The organism is Victivallis sp. (genome assembly GCF_048170485.1).
Lineage (GTDB): Bacteria > Verrucomicrobiota > Lentisphaeria > Victivallales > Victivallaceae > Victivallis.
In genome coordinates this window covers 1-21,749 of the sequence record NZ_DBEXAY010000059.1, presented here as the reverse complement: position 1 = coordinate 21,749, position 21,749 = coordinate 1, and the positions used below count along the sequence as shown (strand labels likewise).

18 protein-coding genes are annotated in these 21,749 nt (G+C 62.8%); 11 read left to right on the top strand and 7 right to left on the bottom strand.

What is annotated here, in order from left to right:
• The 6 genes from ACMLHG_RS03145 to ACMLHG_RS03120 form a co-directional block, all read left to right on the top strand.
• Positions 1-972, top strand: a 972-nt coding sequence (locus ACMLHG_RS03145) for a Gfo/Idh/MocA family protein (RefSeq protein ID WP_417169519.1), incomplete at its 5' end; no start/stop codon positions are given.
• A gap of 27 nt (positions 973-999) precedes the next feature.
• Positions 1,000-1,893, top strand: coding sequence for a 4-(cytidine 5'-diphospho)-2-C-methyl-D-erythritol kinase (gene ispE, locus ACMLHG_RS03140; RefSeq protein WP_417169518.1), 894 nt, complete (start codon positions 1,000-1,002; stop codon positions 1,891-1,893).
• Positions 1,890-2,438, top strand: coding sequence for a D-glycero-beta-D-manno-heptose 1,7-bisphosphate 7-phosphatase (gmhB, locus tag ACMLHG_RS03135; protein WP_295809253.1), 549 nt, complete (start codon positions 1,890-1,892; stop codon positions 2,436-2,438). Before ispE ends, gmhB begins: the two co-directional genes overlap by 4 nt.
• A 6-nt stretch (positions 2,439-2,444) precedes the next feature.
• Positions 2,445-3,374, top strand: coding sequence for a bile acid:sodium symporter family protein (locus ACMLHG_RS03130; protein ID WP_295809251.1), 930 nt, complete (start codon positions 2,445-2,447; stop codon positions 3,372-3,374).
• Complete coding sequence (locus ACMLHG_RS03125; protein WP_417169517.1) at positions 3,374-5,302, top strand: ATP-binding protein; 1,929 nt, start codon at positions 3,374-3,376, stop codon at positions 5,300-5,302. The genes ACMLHG_RS03130 and ACMLHG_RS03125 overlap by 1 nt, the downstream gene beginning before the upstream one ends.
• Position 5,303: 1 nt before the next feature.
• Complete coding sequence (locus ACMLHG_RS03120; protein ID WP_417169516.1) at positions 5,304-6,002, top strand: UPF0489 family protein; 699 nt, start codon at positions 5,304-5,306, stop codon at positions 6,000-6,002.
• Here ACMLHG_RS03120 and ACMLHG_RS03115 read toward each other — a convergent pair.
• From ACMLHG_RS03115 to ACMLHG_RS03095, 5 genes are all read right to left on the bottom strand, one after another.
• Complete coding sequence (locus ACMLHG_RS03115; protein ID WP_295809246.1) at positions 5,944-7,368, bottom strand: FAD-dependent oxidoreductase; 1,425 nt, start codon at positions 7,366-7,368, stop codon at positions 5,944-5,946. The genes ACMLHG_RS03120 and ACMLHG_RS03115 overlap by 59 nt on opposite strands.
• Positions 7,356-9,029, bottom strand: coding sequence for a dihydroxy-acid dehydratase (locus ACMLHG_RS03110; protein ID WP_295809243.1), 1,674 nt, complete (start codon positions 9,027-9,029; stop codon positions 7,356-7,358). Before ACMLHG_RS03110 ends, ACMLHG_RS03115 begins: the two co-directional genes overlap by 13 nt.
• Positions 9,030-9,060: 31 nt before the next feature.
• Entirely contained in the window at positions 9,061-9,852 is a 792-nt protein-coding gene (locus ACMLHG_RS03105) for an SDR family NAD(P)-dependent oxidoreductase (RefSeq protein WP_417169515.1), read from the bottom strand.
• Positions 9,853-9,951: 99 nt separating this feature from the next.
• The gene (locus tag ACMLHG_RS03100) at positions 9,952-11,109 is read right to left on the bottom strand and encodes an ROK family protein (protein ID WP_417169514.1); all 1,158 of its coding nucleotides are present in this window, start codon (positions 11,107-11,109) and stop codon (positions 9,952-9,954) included.
• Positions 11,106-11,978 (bottom strand): MBL fold metallo-hydrolase, encoded by an 873-nt coding sequence (locus ACMLHG_RS03095; RefSeq protein ID WP_417169513.1) that lies wholly within the window; start codon positions 11,976-11,978, stop codon positions 11,106-11,108. The genes ACMLHG_RS03100 and ACMLHG_RS03095 overlap by 4 nt, the downstream gene beginning before the upstream one ends.
• A 93-nt stretch (positions 11,979-12,071) precedes the next feature.
• Between ACMLHG_RS03095 and ACMLHG_RS03090 the strand changes: the two genes are divergently transcribed.
• Both ACMLHG_RS03090 and ACMLHG_RS03085 read left to right on the top strand, forming a co-directional pair.
• Positions 12,072-13,301, top strand: a complete 1,230-nt coding sequence (locus ACMLHG_RS03090) for a DUF1116 domain-containing protein (protein WP_417169512.1) — start codon at positions 12,072-12,074, stop codon at positions 13,299-13,301.
• A gap of 69 nt (positions 13,302-13,370) precedes the next feature.
• Complete coding sequence (locus ACMLHG_RS03085) at positions 13,371-14,255, top strand: ribokinase (protein WP_295809229.1); 885 nt, start codon at positions 13,371-13,373, stop codon at positions 14,253-14,255.
• 7 nt (positions 14,256-14,262) lie between these two features.
• Here ACMLHG_RS03085 and hydF read toward each other — a convergent pair whose 3' ends face one another.
• Positions 14,263-15,528 (bottom strand): [FeFe] hydrogenase H-cluster maturation GTPase HydF, encoded by a 1,266-nt coding sequence (hydF, locus tag ACMLHG_RS03080; protein ID WP_417169511.1) that lies wholly within the window; start codon positions 15,526-15,528, stop codon positions 14,263-14,265.
• 67 nt (positions 15,529-15,595) lie between these two features.
• Complete coding sequence (locus ACMLHG_RS03075) at positions 15,596-16,312, bottom strand: YoaK family protein (RefSeq protein ID WP_417169510.1); 717 nt, start codon at positions 16,310-16,312, stop codon at positions 15,596-15,598.
• 185 nt (positions 16,313-16,497) lie between these two features.
• On the opposite strand from ACMLHG_RS03075, the gene ACMLHG_RS03070 reads away from it, so the two are divergent.
• From ACMLHG_RS03070 to ACMLHG_RS03060, 3 genes are all read left to right on the top strand, one after another.
• On the top strand, positions 16,498-17,472 hold the full coding sequence (locus tag ACMLHG_RS03070) for a LacI family DNA-binding transcriptional regulator (RefSeq protein ID WP_417169520.1): 975 nt from the start codon (positions 16,498-16,500) through the stop codon (positions 17,470-17,472).
• 80 nt (positions 17,473-17,552) lie between these two features.
• Positions 17,553-18,293, top strand: coding sequence for a DUF1559 domain-containing protein (locus ACMLHG_RS03065; RefSeq protein WP_417169509.1), 741 nt, complete (start codon positions 17,553-17,555; stop codon positions 18,291-18,293).
• A gap of 13 nt (positions 18,294-18,306) precedes the next feature.
• Positions 18,307-21,642: a hypothetical protein gene (locus ACMLHG_RS03060; protein WP_417169508.1), complete on the top strand. Its 3,336-nt coding sequence runs from the start codon at positions 18,307-18,309 to the stop codon at positions 21,640-21,642.
• The last annotated feature ends 107 nt before the right edge of the window (positions 21,643-21,749 follow it).

Genomic DNA, 21,749 nt, shown 5'->3' with positions numbered 1-21,749 from the left:
GCCCTCGGCCGCCACCATGCCCGGCTGTATGCCCAGAGTCCGAACGCGGAAGTGGTCGGAATCTTCGACGTTCAGAAGGAGACCGCGGAGAAGGTCGGTGCGGAATTCGGGCTCAAGGTTTTCGATGACTGGCGTGAACTCGCCGCTCAATGCGAGGCGCTCAGCGTCGCCGTTCCGGCAAACTACCACCACTCCGCCACCATGCCGCTGCTGGAAATGGGCAAGCATGTCCTCGTGGAAAAACCGCTGGCCGCCAACATTCCGGAAGCGGTGGAGATGGTCGAATGCGCGAAAAAACACGGCGTCGTCTTCGCGGTCGGCCACGTTGAACGGTTCAATCCGGCGATGGATTTCCTCGAAAAATACGCCGCCCACACCCGCTTCATCGAGGCGCACCGCCTCGCCCAGTATCCGCCGCCGCGTCCCGGCCTGCCCCGCCGCGGCACCGAGGTGAGCGTCGTGCTCGACCTGATGATTCACGACATCGACCTGGTGCTGACCATGGTGGACTCCGAAGTGGAACGCTACGACGTGGTCGGCATCCCGGTGCTCAGCAAGACCGAAGACATCGTCAACGCCCGGATCAAATTCAAAAACGGCAGCTGCGCCAGCCTCACCGCCAGCCGGGTCAGCCAGGAGCCGATGCGCCGCTTCCGGGTGTTCCAGGAGAACTCCTACATTTCGATGGATTACGGCAAACACTTCGGCATGGTGCTCAAACGCAACCGGATCGGGCTGGCGCGCAAGGACGTCAACCTCGATGAAAAGAACGCCCTCGCCGCGGAGCTGGAAGATTTCATTCTCGCGGTCAACCGCACGAAGATGACCGGCGTGCTCTGCCAGGCCAAAGTGCCGGGCGAACAGGGGCTCCGTGCCCTCCGGCTCGCCGTCGCCATCGAAGCGGAGGCGCGCCGCTACAACGAACAATACGGCTTCAAGTTCGCCCCCTGCACCCAGAGCGAACTGAACTAGGAAAAACCGACGGGAGGGCGTGTCGCCATGATCGCGGAAGCGAAAGCCGTTTCGAAACTCAACCTTTACCTCAAGGTGACCGCGCGGCGGCCGGACCGCTACCACGATCTGGAAACCCTCTTTCTACCGCTCGGGTACCCCGCCGACCGCATCACGATCGACTTTGACGCGGCTCCCGGCATCCGGCTGAGCAGTTCGCTCGCCGGCCTGCCAGAGAATCTCGAGAATCTCGCCGGCCGCGCGGCACTCGCCTACGCCGACGCCGCCGGGATTTCTCCCACCTGGTCGATCCATATCGAAAAGCAGATTCCGGTGGCCGCCGGGATGGGCGGCGGCAGCGCCGACGCGGGGACGGTACTTTCTCTGCTCTCCGCGCATTACGGCAGGGTTGCGCACGACGACCTCGCGGCACTCGCGCTCACCCTCGGGGCGGATGTGCCCTATTTCCTCTCGCCCCGTGCCGCAACGGCGACCGGCGTGGGGGACCGGATTGCTCCGATTGAGGGGATCCTCACGGTACCGCTTCTGCTGGTGGTCAATCCGCACTTCCCCGTGAGCGCGAAGTGGGCCTACACCAACCTCGACCGCTCCCGGATCGGCGAGGATTCGGAACAGCGGCTTCCGCGGCTGATCGCGGCGCTCCGCGCCGGCGATGCCGAAAGTGTTGCCCGGCTGCTGCACAACGATCTTGCATTCGCTCTCTACGAAAAGTTCCCGATGCTGCGGCAGTTGCGGGAGTTTATGAACGCCAACGGCGCGCTCAACTCCCAGATCACCGGCAGCGGGCCGACGATGTTCGCAATCTGCCGGACGCAGGAGGAGCGGACCCGCCTCGCCGCGCGTCTGCGCGAAACATTTTCCTCTGAAACGATAACGGTCTTCGAAGAGATTCCGACCGGTATTCTGGAGATATCCCGATGAAACAGGCTTTTTTTCTCGACCGCGACGGCGTCATCAACGTCGAGGTCGACTACCTTTCCGACCCGGACAAGGCGGAACTGATTCCCGGCGTTCCGGAAGCGCTCCGTGAAATCCACGCGCACGGCTTCCTCGCCATCGTGGTGACCAACCAGTCCGGCGTCGCGCGCGGCATGTACACGCAAAACGAGGTGAATGCCGTCCACCGCCGGATTGACGAACTGCTCGCCGCCGCCGGAGCGAAGGTGGATGGCTGGTACTTCTGCCCCCATCACCCGAAGCACACCGGCCCCTGCGACTGCCGGAAACCCGCTCCCGGCATGCTGCTGCAGGCGGCGCGGGAGCATGAAATCGATCTGGCGAACTCGGTGATGGTCGGCGACCGCCTCAGCGACCTCGAAGCGGGGCGCGCCGCCGGCTGCCGCACCGTCTGGCTGGTCAAGACCGGCTACGGCGCCGAAGTGGTCCGCACCACCGATCTTACCGGCGTCAATGTGGCGGAGGATCTCGCCGACGCGGTCCGCCGTACGTTTGCCGGGGAGGCGTGATCCATCATGGCCTATTTGCGCAACCTCGCTCTGTTCGGCGCCTTCATCGCCGGTTACTTCTGCCCGTGGGCGGCCTCGCTGAACTGGCTGATCCGCTGGCTGATCGTCGGAATGATGTTCATGGTGATGTTGCAGGTGAAGTTCACCGTACGCTCCATCCGGGTGCACCATCTCATCATCCTGCTCGCCAACATCGCCGTCGGCATGGGCGGCTGGGGGATCTTCATGCTCGCCGGGAACCGGGAGCTGGCCGAAGTGGCCTTCTTCACCGGCATCACGCCGACCGCCACCGCGGCGCCGGTGATCGTCGGACTGCTCGGCGAACGGGTGGATTACGCGGTCAGCGCCTTTCTCGCGACCAACCTCGGGATGGCGGTGCTTTTCCCCTTCCTGATTCCGATTGCGATCGGCAATCCGGCGCCGACGGTCTTCGCCGACGTGATCGGCAGCCTCTGCATCGTGGTGGGGATTCCGGTCGCGCTGGCGGTTCCGCTCCGCAAACTCTATCCTGCGGCGACGGAGCTGCCGAAACGGTGCAAGAATCTCTCGTTCTTCACCTGGGTGGCGGCAATCTTCCTCATCATCGCCAATGCTTCGCAGTTCCTGCGCGAACAGCAGGCGAACCTGCCGCCGGGCATCCTGTGGAAAATCGCCGTCGTCTCGCTGCTCATCTGCATCGTCAACTTCGCCGGCGGCCGGATGATCGGCGGGAAGAAGTTCTTCCGCGAATCCAGCCAGGTGCTCGGGCAGAAGAACACCACGCTCACGATCTTTCTCGCGATCACCTACGCCAATCCCCTGATCGCGCTCGGCCCGACCTTCTACGTCATCTGGCACAATGGATGGAACGCCTGGCAGCTCCAGATGCGCACCTTCCGTGAACGAAAGAAACGACGCCGCGTCACGCTGTTGAAAAAACCCCAGGGGAACGTCTGATGGAATACTTTCATGCCCTTTCCCTCGCTTTTCTGGAGATGACCTTTCTCTTCGTCGGCCTCTCCCTCCTCTACAATCAGCGCAGCGCGATCGGGCAGGCGCCGTTTCACATGGCGCTCGGGGTACTGCTGCTCTTCGCCCATCTGGTCGCCGCGGCCGACATCCGGGCGACGCTGGCGGGAACCCTCGATTTCCCCATCGGTCCGATCGTCATTTTCCTGCCGCTGATGGCGGCGTTTCTGATGGTCTACATCATTGACGGCACCCTCGCCGCACAACGGATCATTCTCGGCGTCGTCGCCCTCTACGGGCTCTACCTCTATCTGGGGGAGATCACCCGGCTCCAGTGCAACTGGCTCGGCTTCTCCATCACCGCCGGACTGCCCGGAGCCACCCTCGACCGCCTGCTCGGCGCCAGCCGCGCGTCGATGAACGTCACCGCCTTGTCGCGTCTGCTGGACTTCTTCCTGCTGCCCATCGTCTTCACCCGGTGCAAGAACTACGGAATCAACCGCTTCTTCTCGATTCTGCTGGCCTTTTATGCCGCGCATCTGGCCGGAGCGCTCCTCCGGCAGCTGGTGCTGACCCTGCTCGGGCTTCCGGCGGAACTCATCGACGGCGAATTTCTCGCCCGGGCCATCGCCGAACTCTGGCTCGCCGCCCTGCTGAGCATCTATCTGGCGAAAATCGAAAAGGATGTCCGCACCGGCGAAAAAAGTCCGCTGGATATCCTCTTCGCCTTTTTCGGCAGTTACGGCCGCTCGAAGGAGCTGGAGGCCCACCTGCGTGAATGGGAGAACCGCTACCAGCTGGTGCTGGAAAATGCCGGAGAACTGATCCTCATGACCGACGAGGAGGGGCGAATCGTCGACGCCAACCTCTCCGCGGTGAAACTGCTCGGGGCGGAATCGGCGGCTTCGCTGGAGAAGCGGCCGCTCTTTCCGCGGCTCCGGGTGATTTCGCCCCCCGAGTTCCAACTGGACCGGGTTCCTGCGGCGCCGGTCCGTTTCCGCTGTATCCTCGACGAGCAGAGTTCCCGCGCCGTCACGCTGGCCTGTACGTTGTCGCCGATCCGGTTGCGCGGCCAGACCCTGCTGGTGCTGATCGGCAGCGACATCACCGAAGAGACCCGGCTGGCGGCGGAGAAGGAGCGGCTCTCCGAACAGCTCACCCACTCCCAGCGGATTGAATCCCTCGGTCTTCTCGCCGGCGGAATCGCTCACGACTTCAACAACTACATCCACGCCATCCTCGGCCATGTCGATGTCATCACGCTGCTCTATCCGCCGGAAAATCCGGAGGTGACCGCCCATCTGGAGAAGATCTCCGGCATCGCCGAACAGGCGGGGCACCTCACCAGCCAGCTGCTCGGATTCGCCCGCAAGGGGAAATACCGGGTGACCGACGTGGACATCCGCAAAACCATCGAGAGCAGCCTCGCTCTGCTCGGCCCGAACAAGCGGCAGGTGGAGATCTCCTTCCGCACGATTCCCGGTATGCCGACCGTCCGTGCGGACAGTCTGCAGCTTCAACAGGTTCTGCTCAATTTGATGCTCAACGCGATCGACGCGATGGAGCAGAACGAGGGCGAACAGCGGCTGACCCTCTTCGCCGGTCCGGCCACGGAAGCGCCGCTCCCCTTCTCGCCGCCCGCCGATCATCCCGGCGCCCGCCCGGAGGATTACATCTTCATTCAGGTTGCCGACAACGGCTGCGGTATGGATCGCGCCACGATAGAGAAGGCGTTCGAGCCGTTTTTCACCACCAAACCGGTCGGCCGCGGCACCGGCATGGGGCTGGCGATGGTTTACGGAACCGTCTCCCACCACCAGGGGTGGATCCAGCTGGAAAGCACTCCCGGAGCCGGTTCCAACTTCTGCATTTTCCTGCCCTGCTCCGGCCCGGCGGATTCGCAGGAGAAACCATAAGATGCCGCCGCTGGAGGTCGTTTCGCAGCATCATGAAGTGCTGCGGGCGTGGTGCCGCCATCGGCGGACGGTCGAAACTCCGCCGGTCGCGGTGACCTTCGACCATCACACCGACACGCTGCCGGCCTTCTCGCGCGCCGCCTCCAGCGAAGCGGAGCGTGAATCCTGGATCGCCGAATTCGACTGGCGGAGCGATGCGTCGGTGGAAGCCGCGCTCCGGCGTCTCCGGCACGACGAACATCTCGATCTGGCCCTTCGCGGCGGCGTGATTTCGCGCTCGATCGTCATTGCGCATTCCACGGAAAACGTCATCAAAGAATCGTTGAATCCCCGCATCCGGGTCGCCGCCGACACCACGTGGCCGGAGCTCAACTGCCTGCTCAACCATCCGGAGGAGTTCCGGCCGCGCGCCTCCCGGGTCTTCGAGAGCGACTTTCTGGCGGAGCGTTTCGCCGAAGCGGAATTCCATCCCGAAGATACGCCGGGATTTCTCTTCGACCTCGACCTCGACTATCTGCTGACCAGGAAGGCTCTCGCGCCCACAGACGGCACATGGTTGCGGCATCTGCTCAACTCCGCCGCACTGGTGACCGCGTCGCGCGAAGAGGAGTGGCTGCGCCTGCTGAGGCTCGATGCGGAACTCACTCCGGAGTTTCTGCTGCATCAGCTCCGGCTCCGGATTGCCGAAGCAGACGTGTAAGAGCATCCTCCAGCGTCAGCCGCGCCAGCTCGCCATGAGGGGAGACCGGGAGCTTCGCCAACGCCCGAAGCCCCTCCCGCAGCGCCCTCTCCGACCGGAGCACGCCACAGGAACGGTCGAGGATCGCCCCGATTGCCGGGAAGAGTTCCGGCGGTGTGGCGGTCACATCCATCGTTTCCACCGTGGCCGCGCCCGCGGGATATCCGGTTGGCTGCGCGGCGGCAAACCTCCCCGCCGACGCTCCGGCAATCCGGCCGAAGACCAGCACCTCCAGCCCGGCGTTGCCGCCGAGCCGGTCGCATCCGTGGAGGTTGCCGATACACTCTCCGGCGGCGAAGAGACCGGGAACGGCGGTCGATCCATCCGGTTCGATCCGGATTCCGCCGAGCGTGGTGTGCGCTCCCGGCTTCACCTCGAAGAAGAGTTCGCGAAACGACCGGGCGAACCGGCAGAACTTCCGGTAATATCCCGGATATTTCCGGGCGAACTCCGCCTCATCGACGCCGCTGAAATCGTAGCGGATTCCGCCGTGCTCCCACCCCCGCCCCGCCGCGAGCGCCTCCGCGATGCGCCGGGCAAGTTCCCGTTTGCACGGAACCGGTTCGCCGGGCGCCAGCAGGGAGTTGCCCTCCCGGTCGAGCAGGCGGGCCCCGGCGTTCAACACGGTGGTGATGACCGGAAATCCGCACAGCGCTTCCGGATAGACCGTGACGGTCGGCTCGTACTGCACCAGCCCGAGCCCATCCAGCGCCGCACCGGCGGAACGGGCGAAAAGCAGGGCGTCGCCGCGCAGAAGTTTGTTCCAGCTGCTGAACCGCCACAGTCCGGCAAAGCCGCCTCCGGCGAGCAGAACGGCGGAGCAACGGACCGTTTCACCGTCGGCAAAACGCGCTCCGGCGACCCGCCCCTCCCGCAACAGCAATGCCGACACCCGCCGCCGTTCCGGTGCGACGCCGAGGCGGCGAAGCACCTCCCGCCCGGTGGAGGTACCGCAATGAACCACCCGGGGGCAGCTCGTTCCGGCCGCGCGCAAGGTATCGTAAGCGCCGTCCGGCGTCCGGTCGAATGCGATGCCGAGCGCCTCGAGGCGGTGCAGTTCCGGCAACGCGCGGTCGGCGAGCACACGCGCCAGACGGGGATCCCCCTCCCCGTTCGCATTGCGGAGCGTGTCGTCGAAAAACCGCTCAGGAGAGTCCTCCTGTTCCACCGGCGCGGAGAATCCCATCACCTCCGTGGAGGCCCCTCCCCCCGCATCGACGACGCGGACCGCAAGGCGCGGGAAGCGCTCCGCGAGCTCCGCCGCCGCGGAACAGCCCGCGAGCCCTCCGCCGACGATGAGCACGTCACACCGATTCACACCTCCCATACCGCACCCCGGGCGGTGGAACCGACATTGCGCGAGAAGAGCCGCAGAAACTTGTGGTGGCCGGTTCCGTCGAACTGCCAGCTCCAGCGGCGCCGCCGTTCGGCGAGAAGCTCCGGCGCGACCTCCAGATCAAGGCGGCGGTCATCCAGATCGATGACGACCCGGTCACCATTTTCGACCAATGCCAGCGGACTGCCGAGCGCCGCCTCCGGCGAAAGGTAGCCGATCGACAGTCCGCTGCTGCCGCCGGAAAAGCGGCCGTCGGTGATGATCGCCACCTTGTCCGCCAGCCCCATCCCCTTGAGCTCCTTCTGGAAGGGATAGGCGGTGGTGCCGAACCGCGCCCGCGGCCCCAGATAGCGCAGAATCAGCGCCTCGCCTCCCTGAATCTTCCCGCCGTGGAGCGCTTCGAGCGCCTGATCGAGAGTGTCGAACACCAGCGCCGGTCCGGAGAAACGGCGCATCGACTCCGGCACCGCCGCCTCCTTGACGATTCCGCCCTCCGGAGCAAGAGTTCCGTAGAGGACGAAGAGTGCGCCGTTGGCGGCGGCGGGTTTCTCCAGCGTGGTGATGACCCGCGGATCGAAGTTCACCGCGTCGGCGTAGTTCTCTTGCAGTGTCTTCCCGGTGACGGTGAGCGCGTCTCCGTGGAGCAGCGGCAGGAGTTCCGCAAAGAGCGCGCGCGAACCGCCCGCCCGGTCGATGTCCTGAAAATGCCACGGCCCGCTCGGCGATGAGGCGACCAGGAGCGGCACCTTCCGGCTCGCCTCGTCGAAAAGCTTCCACCATTCGCCGGAAAGCCCCGCCTCGGTGGCGATGGCGGGCAGATGAAGCAGCAGATTGGTCGAACCGGCCGTCGCCATCGTTTCGCGGATGGCGTTCTCCACCGCATCACGGGTGATGATCTTCCGCGCGGTGATTCCCGCTCGCAGCAGCTCCATCACCTGCCGCCCGGCCCGGTAGGCGATCTGGAGCAGTTCCGAACTGTGGGCGCTCGCGGTGGCGTTCCCCGGCAATGACATGCCGAGCGCCTCCGCCGCGAGACACATGCTGTTGGCGGTGGTCATCACGCCGCAGGCGCCGCAGGGACCGTACATGGCGGCGACCTCCCGCTCGGCGCGGGCGCGGTCGTAGCTGCCGTCGAGCGCCTTGCCGACATGATCGGTAAGTTCGATGTAGTTGGCGGAACTCCCGTCCAGATAGGGCATCGGCATGTAGCCGCCGGTCACCACCACCGCCGGAATGTCAAGCCGCGCCGCCGCCATCAGGTGGCCCGGCACGATCGAATCGCAGGTCGAGAGCAGGACCATCGCGTCGAACATGTTGCTCTCCACCGTGAGTTCGACCTCGTCGGCGATGAGGTTGCGGCTGGGCAGCTCCACGTACTTCGGATCGCGCAGTACCATGCCGTCGCAGATTCCGGTGGTCATCATTTCGAACGGCAGCCCGCCCGCCTCGCGGATTCCCTGCTTGACCCGTTCGCTCAGCGTCCGGAGGTGGACGTGGCCCGGATTGTACTCATTCCAGCTGTTGATGACCGCCACGATCGGCCGGTCGAACTCCTGTTCGGTGTAACCCATGCCGCGGACGAGTCCGCGCCGGCACTCCCGGGCCAGCCCGTAACTCCAGTTGCTGCGGCAGGAACAGAATTTTTCTTCCATCTTGCACTCCTTCCGGCGAGATCCGGCCGGTTCAGTTGAAACTTTCGATCATGCCCGACACCGACTGCCCGCCGTCGACGCCGATGGTCTGGCCGACGATGAACTTCGCCTTCTCGTCGTCGGCCAGAAAAACCGCGAGATGAGCGATATCCTCCGGCCGGCCGAAGACCCCCGCCGGAATCTTCCGCAGAAACGCCTGCCGCTCCTCCGGCGTGTAGCGGAATTCGGTGAGCGGAGAGGCGATGAAGCCGGGCGCGATGCCGTTGACGTTGATGCCGTGTTCGATCAGTTCGACGCCGAGCGCCTCCGTGAGCATGTTCAGCCCCGCCTTGGCCGGTCCGTAGGGAATCATCTTCCGCCGCACCCAGGTGACCCGGCTGTGGATCGAACTGATGTTGATGATTTTACCCGGAATGCGGTTGTCGATCATGTTCTTCGCCGCCAGCCGGGCACAGCAGGCCGCCGCACCGAGATTGAAGCGGATCTGCGCATCCCAGTACTCCATCGGCATATCTTCGAAGCCGCCCGGCGGAATCACCTGCGCGCCGCCGACGTTGTTGACCAGCACGTGAATCCGGCCGCCGAACCGGTCGAGAAACTCCCGGAACAGCCGTTCACACTCGCCGTAATCGCTGACATCCGCCTTGAAGAGCTCCGCCTCGACGCCGCACTCCCGACAGCGGGCGAGCGTCCGGGCTGCCCCCTCCTCATCCCGATGGAAATTGATGCCGACATTGCAGCCGGAACGGGCGAACTCCACCGCCGTCGCCGCACCGATTCCCTTCGACGCTCCGGTGACCAGAACATTTCTTATCCCAGACATAGAAAAACGATCCTTTCCCCTTATGAAATCCAATTTAAATCGAATGCGATTTAATTATACACCCAATCCGCATCGAATGCAAATTGCCAAAAAGGACAATCAGAAGAATTTTTCGTAGGCGAGCCGGATGACGCCCAGCGCGGACTGCGCGTCTCCGAGCGTGGTGATGGCAATTTTCATGCCGCGGCGCCGATCCTCCGGCACCAGGCGCTTCAGGCGGCGGAGCACCGCATTGTAGAGATAGCCCTCCTCGCGGCTCTGCCCGCCGGAGAAGATGAGCGCATCCGGCTGATACATCTGAATCAGCCCCGCAATGCCGACCGCGTCACAGGCGGCGGCGCGATTCAGCAATGCGATGGCCCGGCGATCCCCCGCCGCCGCCGCAAGATCGATCGCCGCCGCATTCTGCCAGAGAGGATACGCCGGATCGTTCTCGTGCCGCCGCCGGGCGATGGCGGCGAGGGAACGCGCCCCCGCAAACGCCTCCAGACAGCCGCGGTAACCGCAGACGCAGAGCTCCCGGTTGCCGGGGATGTAGAGGTGACCGATGTATCCGGCCGGACGGTCCGGCCGGCTGACGATCAGCTGATGCTGTGCGATGATCGCCGCACCAATGCCGACCCCGAGTCCGACGGTGACGAGGTCGCCGGTTCCGGCGGCTGTGCCGAATTTGTACTCCGCCCAGGCGGCGGCGGCCTGCGTAGTGATGACGCAGGCGGGGACACCGAACTCCCGCTCAACCTCCGCGCGGACCGGGAGGTTCGCCCCCCAGCGAATCCCCATGTTTCCGGCCGAAACCACCACCCCCGTATCCGGGTCGGCATTCGCCGAAACGGCCAGCCCGATCAGCCGGAGCTTCGCCGCATCGAGACGGCTCTCCGCGAGCGAACTGCGGATGAATGCAAAAAGATGGCGAAAAAACGCCTCCTTCCCCGTATAAGGCGGCGTAACGATCTTCCGGTAATAGAGCCGGTTGAAACCGAGATCAGAAAAGAGAATCCGCCACGATTCCCCACCGAGATCCAGCCCGACGAACAGCGCAGAATCGAGATTGAGCGCCAGCGGCAATGCCGGCCGGCCGCGGCCGCTCGGCGCCTCGCGCCGCGCAAAGATCGTGCGGTCGGCCAGCAGGGAATCCACCGTTTTGCACACGGTGGCGCAGGCGAGACCGGTCGCGTTCTCAATCGACTTCTTGGTCGCCTCGCCCCGTCCCGCACGAACGGCGTCAAGCACTCTGATTCGGATTCTGTCGCTCATCGTTCCTTTCCATAACCGGCCACGGTCCAGCACGCGAGAAAGAGCTTCTCCGGGCGGCCACAGCCGATCTTTTCCAGCAGGCGGCGGGCGATCTCCGGCACAGACCGGACTCCCGCTTCCACCGCCTCCCGTATGAGTATATCATACTTTTCGGAAAATGAAAGCGACTCCTCCAGAAATGATCGAACTTTTTCCGCTCCGTGGAGCACCGGCGGGAAGGGTTCGAAGCGGTGCCCCGCCACCAGCACCTCCGCCTGGAGCGCCATCAGCCGCTGCAGCGACTCCCGGTAGGCCACAGGATCCATGATGAGCGCGATCCCCTGCCCCCATGTGCCGTTGCCCTGCACGGAATCGCCGGTTATCAGCAGCCGCTGTTCCGGCGCGAAGAACGCCACCGCGTCGGAATCGTGCCCGGGAGCGGGAATCAGCCGGAGTCCGCCGACCATTTCGTCAGCTTCGATCAGAAAATCCGGCTCCACCCCCTCCAGCACGGCGGGCGGCGCCGGGCTCTCCTCCGGAAATTTCGCCCGGATCGCCCGGCTGTAGAAGAGCGGCCGCCGGAGCTTATCCGCCCCCGCAGCACAGACGCCGAACTTCGCCCGATGCGCCAGCTCCCGCAACCGCGCATGTCCGCCGATGTGATCTCCATGACAATGAGTGCAGAGCACGAAGTCGAGATCGTCCGGCGTCAGTCCCAGCTGTGCCAGCGCGGGAACGATGCACCCATCCACCACAGCGGCAGAAATTCCGGAGTCGATCAGCGAAATCCCCGCCGCATTGCGGATCAGCGTCACCCCCGCCGGCGGACCACCGGTCGGCGTGAACAGCACATCACAGCCGGGAACGATCGATTCAAACTGATTTTTCAAAATATCCTCCTGTTCCTGGTTGACAAAAAAGAGCTTCTGATCTATAATATAATCGCAGATGATTTAATTCAAGCAAAAAACAGGAGATTTTCGATGAATTCCGCCAGAGAAACCGCCGCCAATGCCGAAGCGTTCCGCCGCCTTGTCGAATCGCGCCCCGTCCTGACCGGGATGGCCCGCGCCGGCGAGGTGATTCCGGGGATGAAACCCAACACGGTCCTGCATTCCGGGCCGGAGATCGAATTCTCCGCCATGCGCGGAGCGCACCGGCAGGGCATCGTGGGCGCCCTTCTCTTCGAGGGAATCGCCCGCGACGAAACGGAGGCCGTCGGCATGATCGAGGCTGGAGAAATCGAAATCCGCGCCGCAAACGACTTCAACTCCGGCGCCCCCGGCAGCGGCATCACGTCCAGCTCGATGGCGGTACTGGTCGTCGAGGAGAAAACAAGCGGAATCCGCGCCTTCGCCCCTCCGATCGAGGGCGTACAGGGCGGCGGTCTCGGCGGCTGGGGCGTCTGCAATCCGGCCATCCGGGAAAATCTCCGGAGCATCGCCGGCGTCATCGCGCCCCTTTTCTCCCGCGTGCTCGCCTCCTGCGGCGGCATCGACGTCAAGGCGCTCTTCGCCGAAGGGGTGACCATGGGGGATGAGGAACACACCCGGCAGGTCGCCACCGACGCCCTCTTTTTCGCCAAAATGGCGGCGGCCTCCGCTTCCGCCGGACTGACCGCGGAGGAGCGCTGCACTCTGCTCGACTACCTCGGCAGCTGCCGGAGATTCGTCCACCACATCGGCTGTGCAACGGCGGTGGCCGCCCTCAAAAGCGCCGCCCATGTGGAGCACTCCACGATGGTGACCGCGATGGGCGGCAACGGCGTCGAATTCGGAATCAAACTCTCCGGCCGCGGCGAGCAGTGGTTCACCGCCCCCTCCCCCACCTTCACCGGGCGGTACTTCTCGCCGGAATACAGCGACCGCGACTCCTCGCCGTGGCTCGGCGACCGCAGCAACGTCGAAGCGTTCGGGCTGGGCGGCATGGCGGCGGGCGCGGCCCCGATTCTGATCCGGAGCCGGGGCGGCGACGTCGCGACGGGCATAGCGCAGACCGCGGAGATGGCGAAGATCTGCCTCGGAGAAAATCCGCAGTTCACCATCCCCATGCTGGACGGCCGCCGCGTCCCCTGCGGCATCGATGCGCGCAAGGTGCTCGAAACCGGCATTCTGCCGATGATGCACGGCGGCATCCTCTCCCGCGAAGGGGGCCAGATCGGCGTGGGATACGCCAGAACTCCGCTGGAGTGTTTCCGCCGCGCGCTGAATTGACCGACAAAAAGTTGCATTTTCTCCGGAGAACGGTATAGTAAATAAAAACACAATCTACGGAGAAAAACCATGGCCCGGATCATCACGCTCGGTTCCCTCAATCTGGATTTCACCTATCAGCTGCCCAAACCGCTGGAGGTCGGGGAAACGCTCTCTTCGCTCTCCTACCGCTGCGGCGCAGGCGGCAAGGGCGCCAACCAGTCGATCGCCGCCGCGCGCGCCGGCGCTGAGGTGTACCATGCCGGGAGAATCGGCCACGACGGCGCCCTGCTCCGCCGCACGCTCGCGGATTCCGGCGTCAAGCTCGACTTTCTCGAGGAGGTCGAAACACCGACCGGGCACGCCGTGGTGCTGATCAATGACGCGGGGGATAATTCGATCGTCCTCTACGGCGGCGCCAACCGGACGATCGACGAAACCTTCATCGACCGGGTGACCTCCGCCGCAAACCCGGGGGATATCCTCCTGCTGCAGAATGAGGTCACCTGCATCAGTCACGCGATGGAAGCGGGCAGAAAGGCCGGAATGCGGGTCGCCTTCAACTTCGCGCCGTTCGATCCGAAACTCGCGCCAGAACTGCCGCTTTCGCTGTGCGACTTCCTCTTCCTCAACCGGATTGAAGCGGGAGGCATCGCCGGGAAAAGCGATGTGGAGGAGATTCTCGAAACCCTCTCCTGCCGCTTCCCCGAAACCGAACTCGTGCTCACCCTCGGCCCGGACGGCGCCGTCGCACTCACGCCAGCCGGAGAGCGGTTCCACGCCGATTCCCCCCGCGTCGAGGTGGTCGAAACCACCGCGGCAGGCGACACCTTCATCGGCTACTATCTCGCCGCCGTTCTCGACGGGTTCGACACCGGCAGAGCGCTGGAACGTGCCTGCCGCGCCGCCGCGCTCTGCTGTTCGCGGGCCGGCGCGGCGGAATCGATTCCCACCCGCGCCGAACTCGACCGTTGAATGAGGATTACCGGCGGGCCGCCTCCACGGCCTGCCGCGCTTCGCGGAACGCCGCCAGCGCCTCGGGGAACGGCGTGAGCACCCGCTCCAGCACCCCCTGGACGAACGAGATGCACATACCGTAATTGGTCACCGGCACCCCGGCACGCGCCGCCGCCTGAATCCGCGAAAGGACCTCCCGGCGGTTGAGCATACAGCCGCCGCAGTGGATGACCAGCTTGTATTCGGAGAGATTCTCCGGGTAATCCCGCCCGGCGCTCACATCGACCTGGAGCCCCTCCCCGGCGTAACGGCGCAGCCAGCGGGGAATCTTCACCCGCCCGATGTCATCCGAAACCGCGTGGTGCGAACACGCTTCCGCAATCAGCACCTTGTCGGTCGGTTTGAGTGCCACGATGGCCGCCGCGCCGCGCGCCATCAGAATCATATCGCCCTTCAGGCGGGCGAACAGAATCGAAAAGGTGGTACAGGGAACCTCCGGCGGCGTATCCGCCACCATTTTATCCACCACCTGCGAGTCGCAGACCGCGAGGTCCGGCGGCGTCTTCAACCGGGCGAGCATCGCCGGATACTCCCGCTCCTTGACCACCAGCGCCGCGGTGTCCGCGTCGAGCGCGTCGCGGATCGTCTGCACCTGCGGCAGAATCAGCCGCCCCTTCGGCGCCTCCAGATCGATCGGCACGATGAGCGCGGCCAGTCCTCCCGGCGGCAGCAGGTCGCCGATCAGCGGCGGAACCGCGAGAAAATCCTCCGGACAGCAGTCGATCAGAGCACGTTTGAAATCGGCCACACACGCTTCACGCCGCGCCGGAGAGAGATTGTCCGCCACCGCCACCGAGGAGATTCCCTTCTCATGCAGCAGGTTCAGGAAGGCGGCATCCGGCGCGCGCAAATCGGCTTTGCCGACGACGGCGACGACCGGAATTTTCCGTTCCTTCGCCTCCGAGAGAATCCGCTCCTCGGGCGCGCCCCACACGCCTGCCTCGCAAAGAATCACCACGATGTCGGCCCGGGTGAACACCCGCATGGTCCGTTTGATCCGTTCCGCGCCGAGCTCGCTGGTGTCGTCGATTCCGGCGGTGTCGAGAAAGACCACCGGCCCGAGCGGCAGAAGCTCCATCGTCTTCTCCACCACGTCGGTGGTGGTGCCGGGAATCGGTGAAGTGATGGCGGCCTGCTGGCCGGAGATCATATTGAGAAAGCTGGATTTTCCGACATTGGTGCGGCCGAAGAGAGCGATATGCAACCGCATTGACTTGGGTACGGTTTCCATGATTTTGACTCCTTATATTTCAGGGAGAATCAGCCGCGGCGGCACATTCCGCCGCACGACCTCTCCGTTATTTGCGGACAACCGCGTCCCGGAGCCGCCGGAACCTCCGGCGCCAAACCGCCTGCTCCCGGCGCGAAAGGATCAGGAAAAAGACCGCCGCAATCCCCGCCGGGACCACCAGAAAAACAGTACGGCCGAATTCGCGCAGCAGATATGCTCCGCCCGCGGCTCCGGCGATAAAACAGAGAATGACACCGTAATAGTGCAGCGCCTTGTGAAGTTCTCCCCGGTCCCGTTCGAACACCGAGCGGAACAGGGCATCGGTGCCGCTGCGCAGATTCCCGGTGCACATGGTTGAAGCGAACGGCAGCCCCCGCACCCGCCGGAAGGTCTGCACCTGCATCGCGCAGACGAACGAGATCACCCCGTTCACCAGAAAATCGAATTTTCCCTCCAGAATGAAGCAGACCGGAACAAGACAGAGAAACTCCAGCAGAATCACCGTCTGATGCCATGAGAACCGCCGCGCCGCCGGAAGGCTTCGATGGATCAGGTCTGCGACAAAGATACCGAACGCGTAACAGAGAATGGCGAGCAGGTACCTCGAACATTCAGCCCAGTGCAGGTTGGAGAGGTGGAAACCAAACAGCACCATGTTGCCGGTCACCGCGTTGGCGAAGACCCGCCCCCGGCAGAGGTAGGTGTAGATATCCAGAAAGCCGCCGGCGATGCTCAAAACGCAGGCCGCGGTCAATCGTTCCGCATTTGACGAAGTATTCTCCATGATTCCGAACGCTCCTGCATTTTGATAACATACACCGTCACCGGAAAAAGTTCAATCGCCCGAAGGAACTTTCCCCGCCGCCGGAACCACGCTTTTTCTTGAAATTTTTCACTTCCGCTCTTGACACGCCCCCCCTTTTATCGTATAATTAATACGGATAAGCAAATCCGGAGGACCGAGTGAAAATGACGCAGCGGGAGCTGGCCAGAACCCTGAACATCACCCAGGCGGCGGTATCGATGGCGCTGAAGGGATCGCCTCGAATCTCGCCCGAAGTGCGGGATTCCGTGCGAAGACTGGCGAAACATTCGGGATACCGGCTGAACCTCGCCGGGCAGATGCTGCCTCGGAACCGCTCCAACGTCATCGGCACGATCTTCCCCCGCCTGACCAACCTCTACTATGCGGAATTGTTTCAGGAGATTCAGCAGCAGCTTCAGCCGCACGGCTACATTCTCTCGCTCACACCGGCCGAGACGGAGGAGGAGCTCCGGCGGGCGGTCGAAATTTTGAAGCAGATGCACGTTGCGGGCGTCATCAGCAGCGCCTATCAGACCGAACCGTTGCGGCCGTTCCGGGAGGCGGGAATCGCACTGGTGCTCTGCGGCGGTTACAAGCGGGTGGAGATCGGCGCCAGCCAGATTCTGCCCGACTACCATCAGCCCATTCTCACGCTGACACGCCGCTTGATTGCCGGAGGGCGCCGCCACATCGCCTTCTTCGGCGCCGACACGCCGGAGGAGCAGCGCTACAGCGCCTATCTTGCCATCCTGCGGGAAGCGGGGCTCGCGCCCATGCCGATTCCGCTGGAGCACCCCGCCCCTTCGCAATATATGGATTCCGCCTTCGCAACGATCCGGCACCATCTGGAAAAGCATCCGGAGACCGACGCGGTCATCGCACACCACGATGAACTCGCTCTGGTGGCGAAACGCGCCATCCTGCAGACCGGACGCACCATTCCGCAGGACGTCGCGCTCACAGGGTTCGACAACATCTCGCTCGGTCGATACATAACACCTTCGCTGACTACCGTCGAGCAGCCGAAAAAAGAGATTGCGCAGGCAATCATTCACGAGCTGCTGGAATCCATGAGAGATCCGGATCATCGGGAGTTCATCTCCCTCCCCTGCCGTCTGGTCATCCGCGAATCAATTTAAATTTAACTCCTTATTTATACGGATAAGCAATTTTGAAAAGCAGAAACAAAAACCGATTCACCAACCCAAAGGAGGCTATCATGCAATCGGAAAGAAGAAGATTTTTTACGCTGATCGAACTCCTCGTAGTGATCGCGATCATCGCCATTCTGGCGGCGGTGCTGCTGCCGGCGCTGAACAAGGCGCGGGAGCGGGCGCGCGGGATTTCCTGCACCAACAATCTGAAACAGCTCAGCACCGCGCTGCAGCTGTACCGCTCCGATTACAACGACGATTTCTGCTTTCTGGAGCAGACAGGCTCCACCCCGGTTTATGTCTGGAGCTATTTCCTGAACGGGCAGAAGATCACCGGAGAGAATAAGATGTATTTCTGCCCCTCCCGCGACATACCTCAGGAAACCACCGTCGTGGAATACTACACATACGGATATGCGTTTTCCAGCAATGATAACCAGTATCTCATGCCGTATCTCTGGGGAAGCTGGGGCCCCATTTCCGGCAAAGAGGACAATACTTTCCGCGCTCTCCGCGGCAAGAAAATCACGATCCCATCCCGAACCATCATTTTCGCAGACTCCCGCAGAAAGAATTCCGAGTATGGCGGTAATAACCTGGAGTATCACTCCGGGTTGACTATCGGCTTCTCCAACAATCACGGCCAGGGAGGAAACATCGCCTACTTCGACGGCCACGTCGCAACCTCCACGCCGCGCGAATACGGCAACCACATCGTTCAGTTTTACAAGGATGCCGTCGACAGAACCGTGACCGAAGTCTTTTACGTCAATGAGGTCGGCTTTGCCTCCAAAGCGAACAACTGAGAGAAAACTCCCCATGAAAAAAATATTTGTCGCCCTCCTCGCGTCAACCGGCCTGCTCTGTTCCGCCGGAACCGCCCGGATCGACCTCATCTCCGGGGATGCCGGACTTCGCGTGGTCTCCACCGCCGCCGGCGTCTCCGGCAAAAACATGAACTGGCTGCCGCCGGAAAAGGCGAAGCGGATGCTCTACTTCCAGCAGCGCAACAGCTGCGACGAATGGTCAACCATGAAGTTCTCCTTCGCCGCCGACCGCGACACCACGGTGCGAATCACCCTTCGCGGCCCCTATCGGGTCACACCGCAGAAGAAACGGCTGCCCGCCGCCGTTTTCTACGATGAACTCCGCATCGATGACAAGTCCGCGCCGAACGGCGGCTTCGAACCCGGAGAAAACGCCGGGCGCCGCTGGAACCATCTCATTGCCGACCGCGGCCTGGCGGCGTCCGGCAATGGGGTCCTGCGAGTGACGCACGACGATCCGGAATCCTTCTCTCTGCGGGTCAAGGCGGGGAAACCGGTTCAAATCGAAGTGCTCCACCGGGATGCCGGTTTGCTCGAACCCGGTCCTGACGTGACGCCGCTTCCGCTGGGGAAATGGGCGAACCGCGCCTTCGCCGACCAGACCGCAGGAGACGGCAGGGGCGGCTGGAGCGATCAGGGGGAACAGAGCCTGCGCGGAATCGTTCCGCAACGCTCTTACGGCGGCATGGAGTTCGCGATTCCCGCCTCCGGCAACGCCGTCGTCACGATGGATTCTCCGCACGACCGGACCGGAGTGAAAAGCTTCACTCTCACCCTGGAGAGCCCGCAAAAACACGCCTTTCTCTATCTGCTTCACGCCGCCGCCTGGGTCGCCACGGTTCCCGGGGAAAAACTCGGCAATGTTACCGTGCAGTATGTGGATGGCTCCGAGAGCCGTTTCTCCGTGGAAAACGGCAGAAACATCTGCGACTGGTGGTTCCTGACGGCGCTTCCCCATGCCAAAGCGGTTTACCGGCAGAACCGGGAAGAAGGACGAGGCGGCTTCCTGCTGACCCGGTTTCCGCTTGCACAAAAAGAGGTGAAACAGGTTCGCTTCGATACACAGGGGAAAGGGATCTGGCTGATCGTCGGCGCCTCGCTCTCCAGCCGTGACGTTCCGGTACAGACGAAACAGAAAGAGTACCGTTTCACCGCGCCACGTTGGAAACAGGCGGATATGCAACAGCTCGACATCATCGCAGGATCCGCGCTCGATCTGAGCGGGAGGAAACGCTTCTCACCCAAAAAGGACGGCGCCATGCAGATCACCAGGGACGGAGCGGTCACCTTCCGGACACAGGAAGGCAGACCGGTTCGTCTGATCGGCTTCAATGCCTTCCCCAGCCTCTACCGGATGAAGGGGAAAACCAGAGAGGAAGTCCACCGGACGATCGACCGCTGTCTGGAACAGGCAAAACGGATGGGGTACGACTACTTCCGCACCAATTTTCTCCTCGACCGCGATCCGTTTCAAGGGGCGACGGCGGACTTTGAATTCCAGCCCGAGTATCTCGACCGCCTCGACTATCTGGTCGCCGCCTGCCGCCGATACGGGCTCTACATCTACGGAACCACCGCGAGCTACCAGCTGGGGCGGAAGGCGTGGAACACCCCTTTCCAGCAACGCGCTGTACTCAAGAATGAAACCCTGTTCGGAGTGCCGGAACGCCGGGCGGAATGGAAGAAGCTCATCGTGAAACTTCTAACCCATGTCAACCCGTACACCGGGCTTGCGTACAAAGACGATCCGGCCTTTCTCTGCTTCGAATTCTACAACGAACAGGAGATCAGTCTGCAAAGTCTGCTCCGCGCTCCGGAGAGTTTCCCTGTCTCTACTTTATCCTTCATCAACGCGAAATTCATCCGTTTTCTGGAGGAGAAATACAAAACACCGCAACAGCTCTCCCGGTGCTGGGGGACGCCGGTCGGAAATTTTTCAGAGGTGAAATTCCACTCCGGCAAGTTCATCGGCAACCGGGCCTTCGCCGGCGACTGGCAGCTCTTCTGCATGAAGAACGCCGCCGCGTGTCTCGATTTCTTCAACGACGTCATGCGGGAGATCGGTTGCAACAGATACGTTTCACAGTACAATTTCCTCCCGTCAATCGCTTTTTCCCGGGTGAGGGCGGAGAAAACCCACATCGTTTCGATGAACACCTACTTCCGCCATCCGTCGAAGATGATGAGCAAAGGTTCCGTCGTCCGGCAGGACAGCTCCCTGAGCAGCAGCGGCGGCGAATATTTCAAAAAGGCGGCCTCCTGCCGGATCGCCGGAATGCCGCTCTTTGTCTCCGAATACAACCACTGCTACTGGAACCAGTACGAATATGAGGGAGGAATCTTTTTCCCCGCCTACAGTGCATTGCAGAATTTCGCCGGAATCACCGTGCACCAGAGCCCGGTGATGGAGGAGAACCGGCCGCTCCGGCTGGAAAACTTCCGGGTGGCGACCAGTCCGACCAAACGGGCGAACGAATTTCTGGCAATGTCGCTCTTCCGCCGCGGTGACGTGCTAAGTTCGCCGCATCGGGTGGAACTGGTCTACCCGGCGAAATTCTTCCAAGGCGGCATCGCCGGGGCGGGTGCTGTCAACACGGAACAATCCACGCTTGCGTTTCTCACCGGAGTCGCGCTGCGTTTTCCGGAACTTCCAGAACGACAGGAGAAGAAAGCGGAACTCTCATTTCAGCCCGAACAATCCGCTGCGATTCACTCCGGGGCATGGTCCAGTTCGATAGAGAACAGCAGTTCCGGCCGCCTTGCCGACAGCGTCGCGAAGCTTCGGATCGCCGGAATTCTGCCGAAAAACAATCCGACCGATGTCGCGATACAGTACTTTGTCTCCGACACCGGGGAGCTTTCGCTCGACACAAAGGCCCGGCGGCTGAAGGTGGTCACTCCGAAGACGGAAGCGGTAATCCTGAAGCCGGATGATAACAACATTGCACTCCGGCAACTGACGGTGCACTCCGTCGACACCGGCTGTGCCGCAGCAGTCACCTCACTTGACAACCTTCCATTGACGGAGAGTTGTCATATGATGTTCGTACTCAACACCAACTCGGTTTCGGAAGGGCTGGTGCTTTCCGGCGACCGCAACACGCTCATCGAGCCGGGGAAGAACGCCCCGCCACGAATGGAGACCGCCCGGCTCCGCGTTTCGCTCCGGTGCACGGACAAGAATTGGAAGCTCTATCCGCTGAGTCTGAGCGGCGAGCGCCGGAAGCCGCTGCCGGTCATGCGGCGGGCCGATGGAATTGCATTCCGGCTCGACACTGCGGCCCTGTCCAACGGGCCCACCCCCTTCTTTGAACTGACAGAAGAATAGAAGCTCTCCCCAAAACCCGGGCACTCCCCGCATCCCCCTTGCGATGCTCTCCCCCGGGAAAGGGAGAGTTTTTTTGGGGCCCCATTTCCGCACTCCGAAAAAAAACA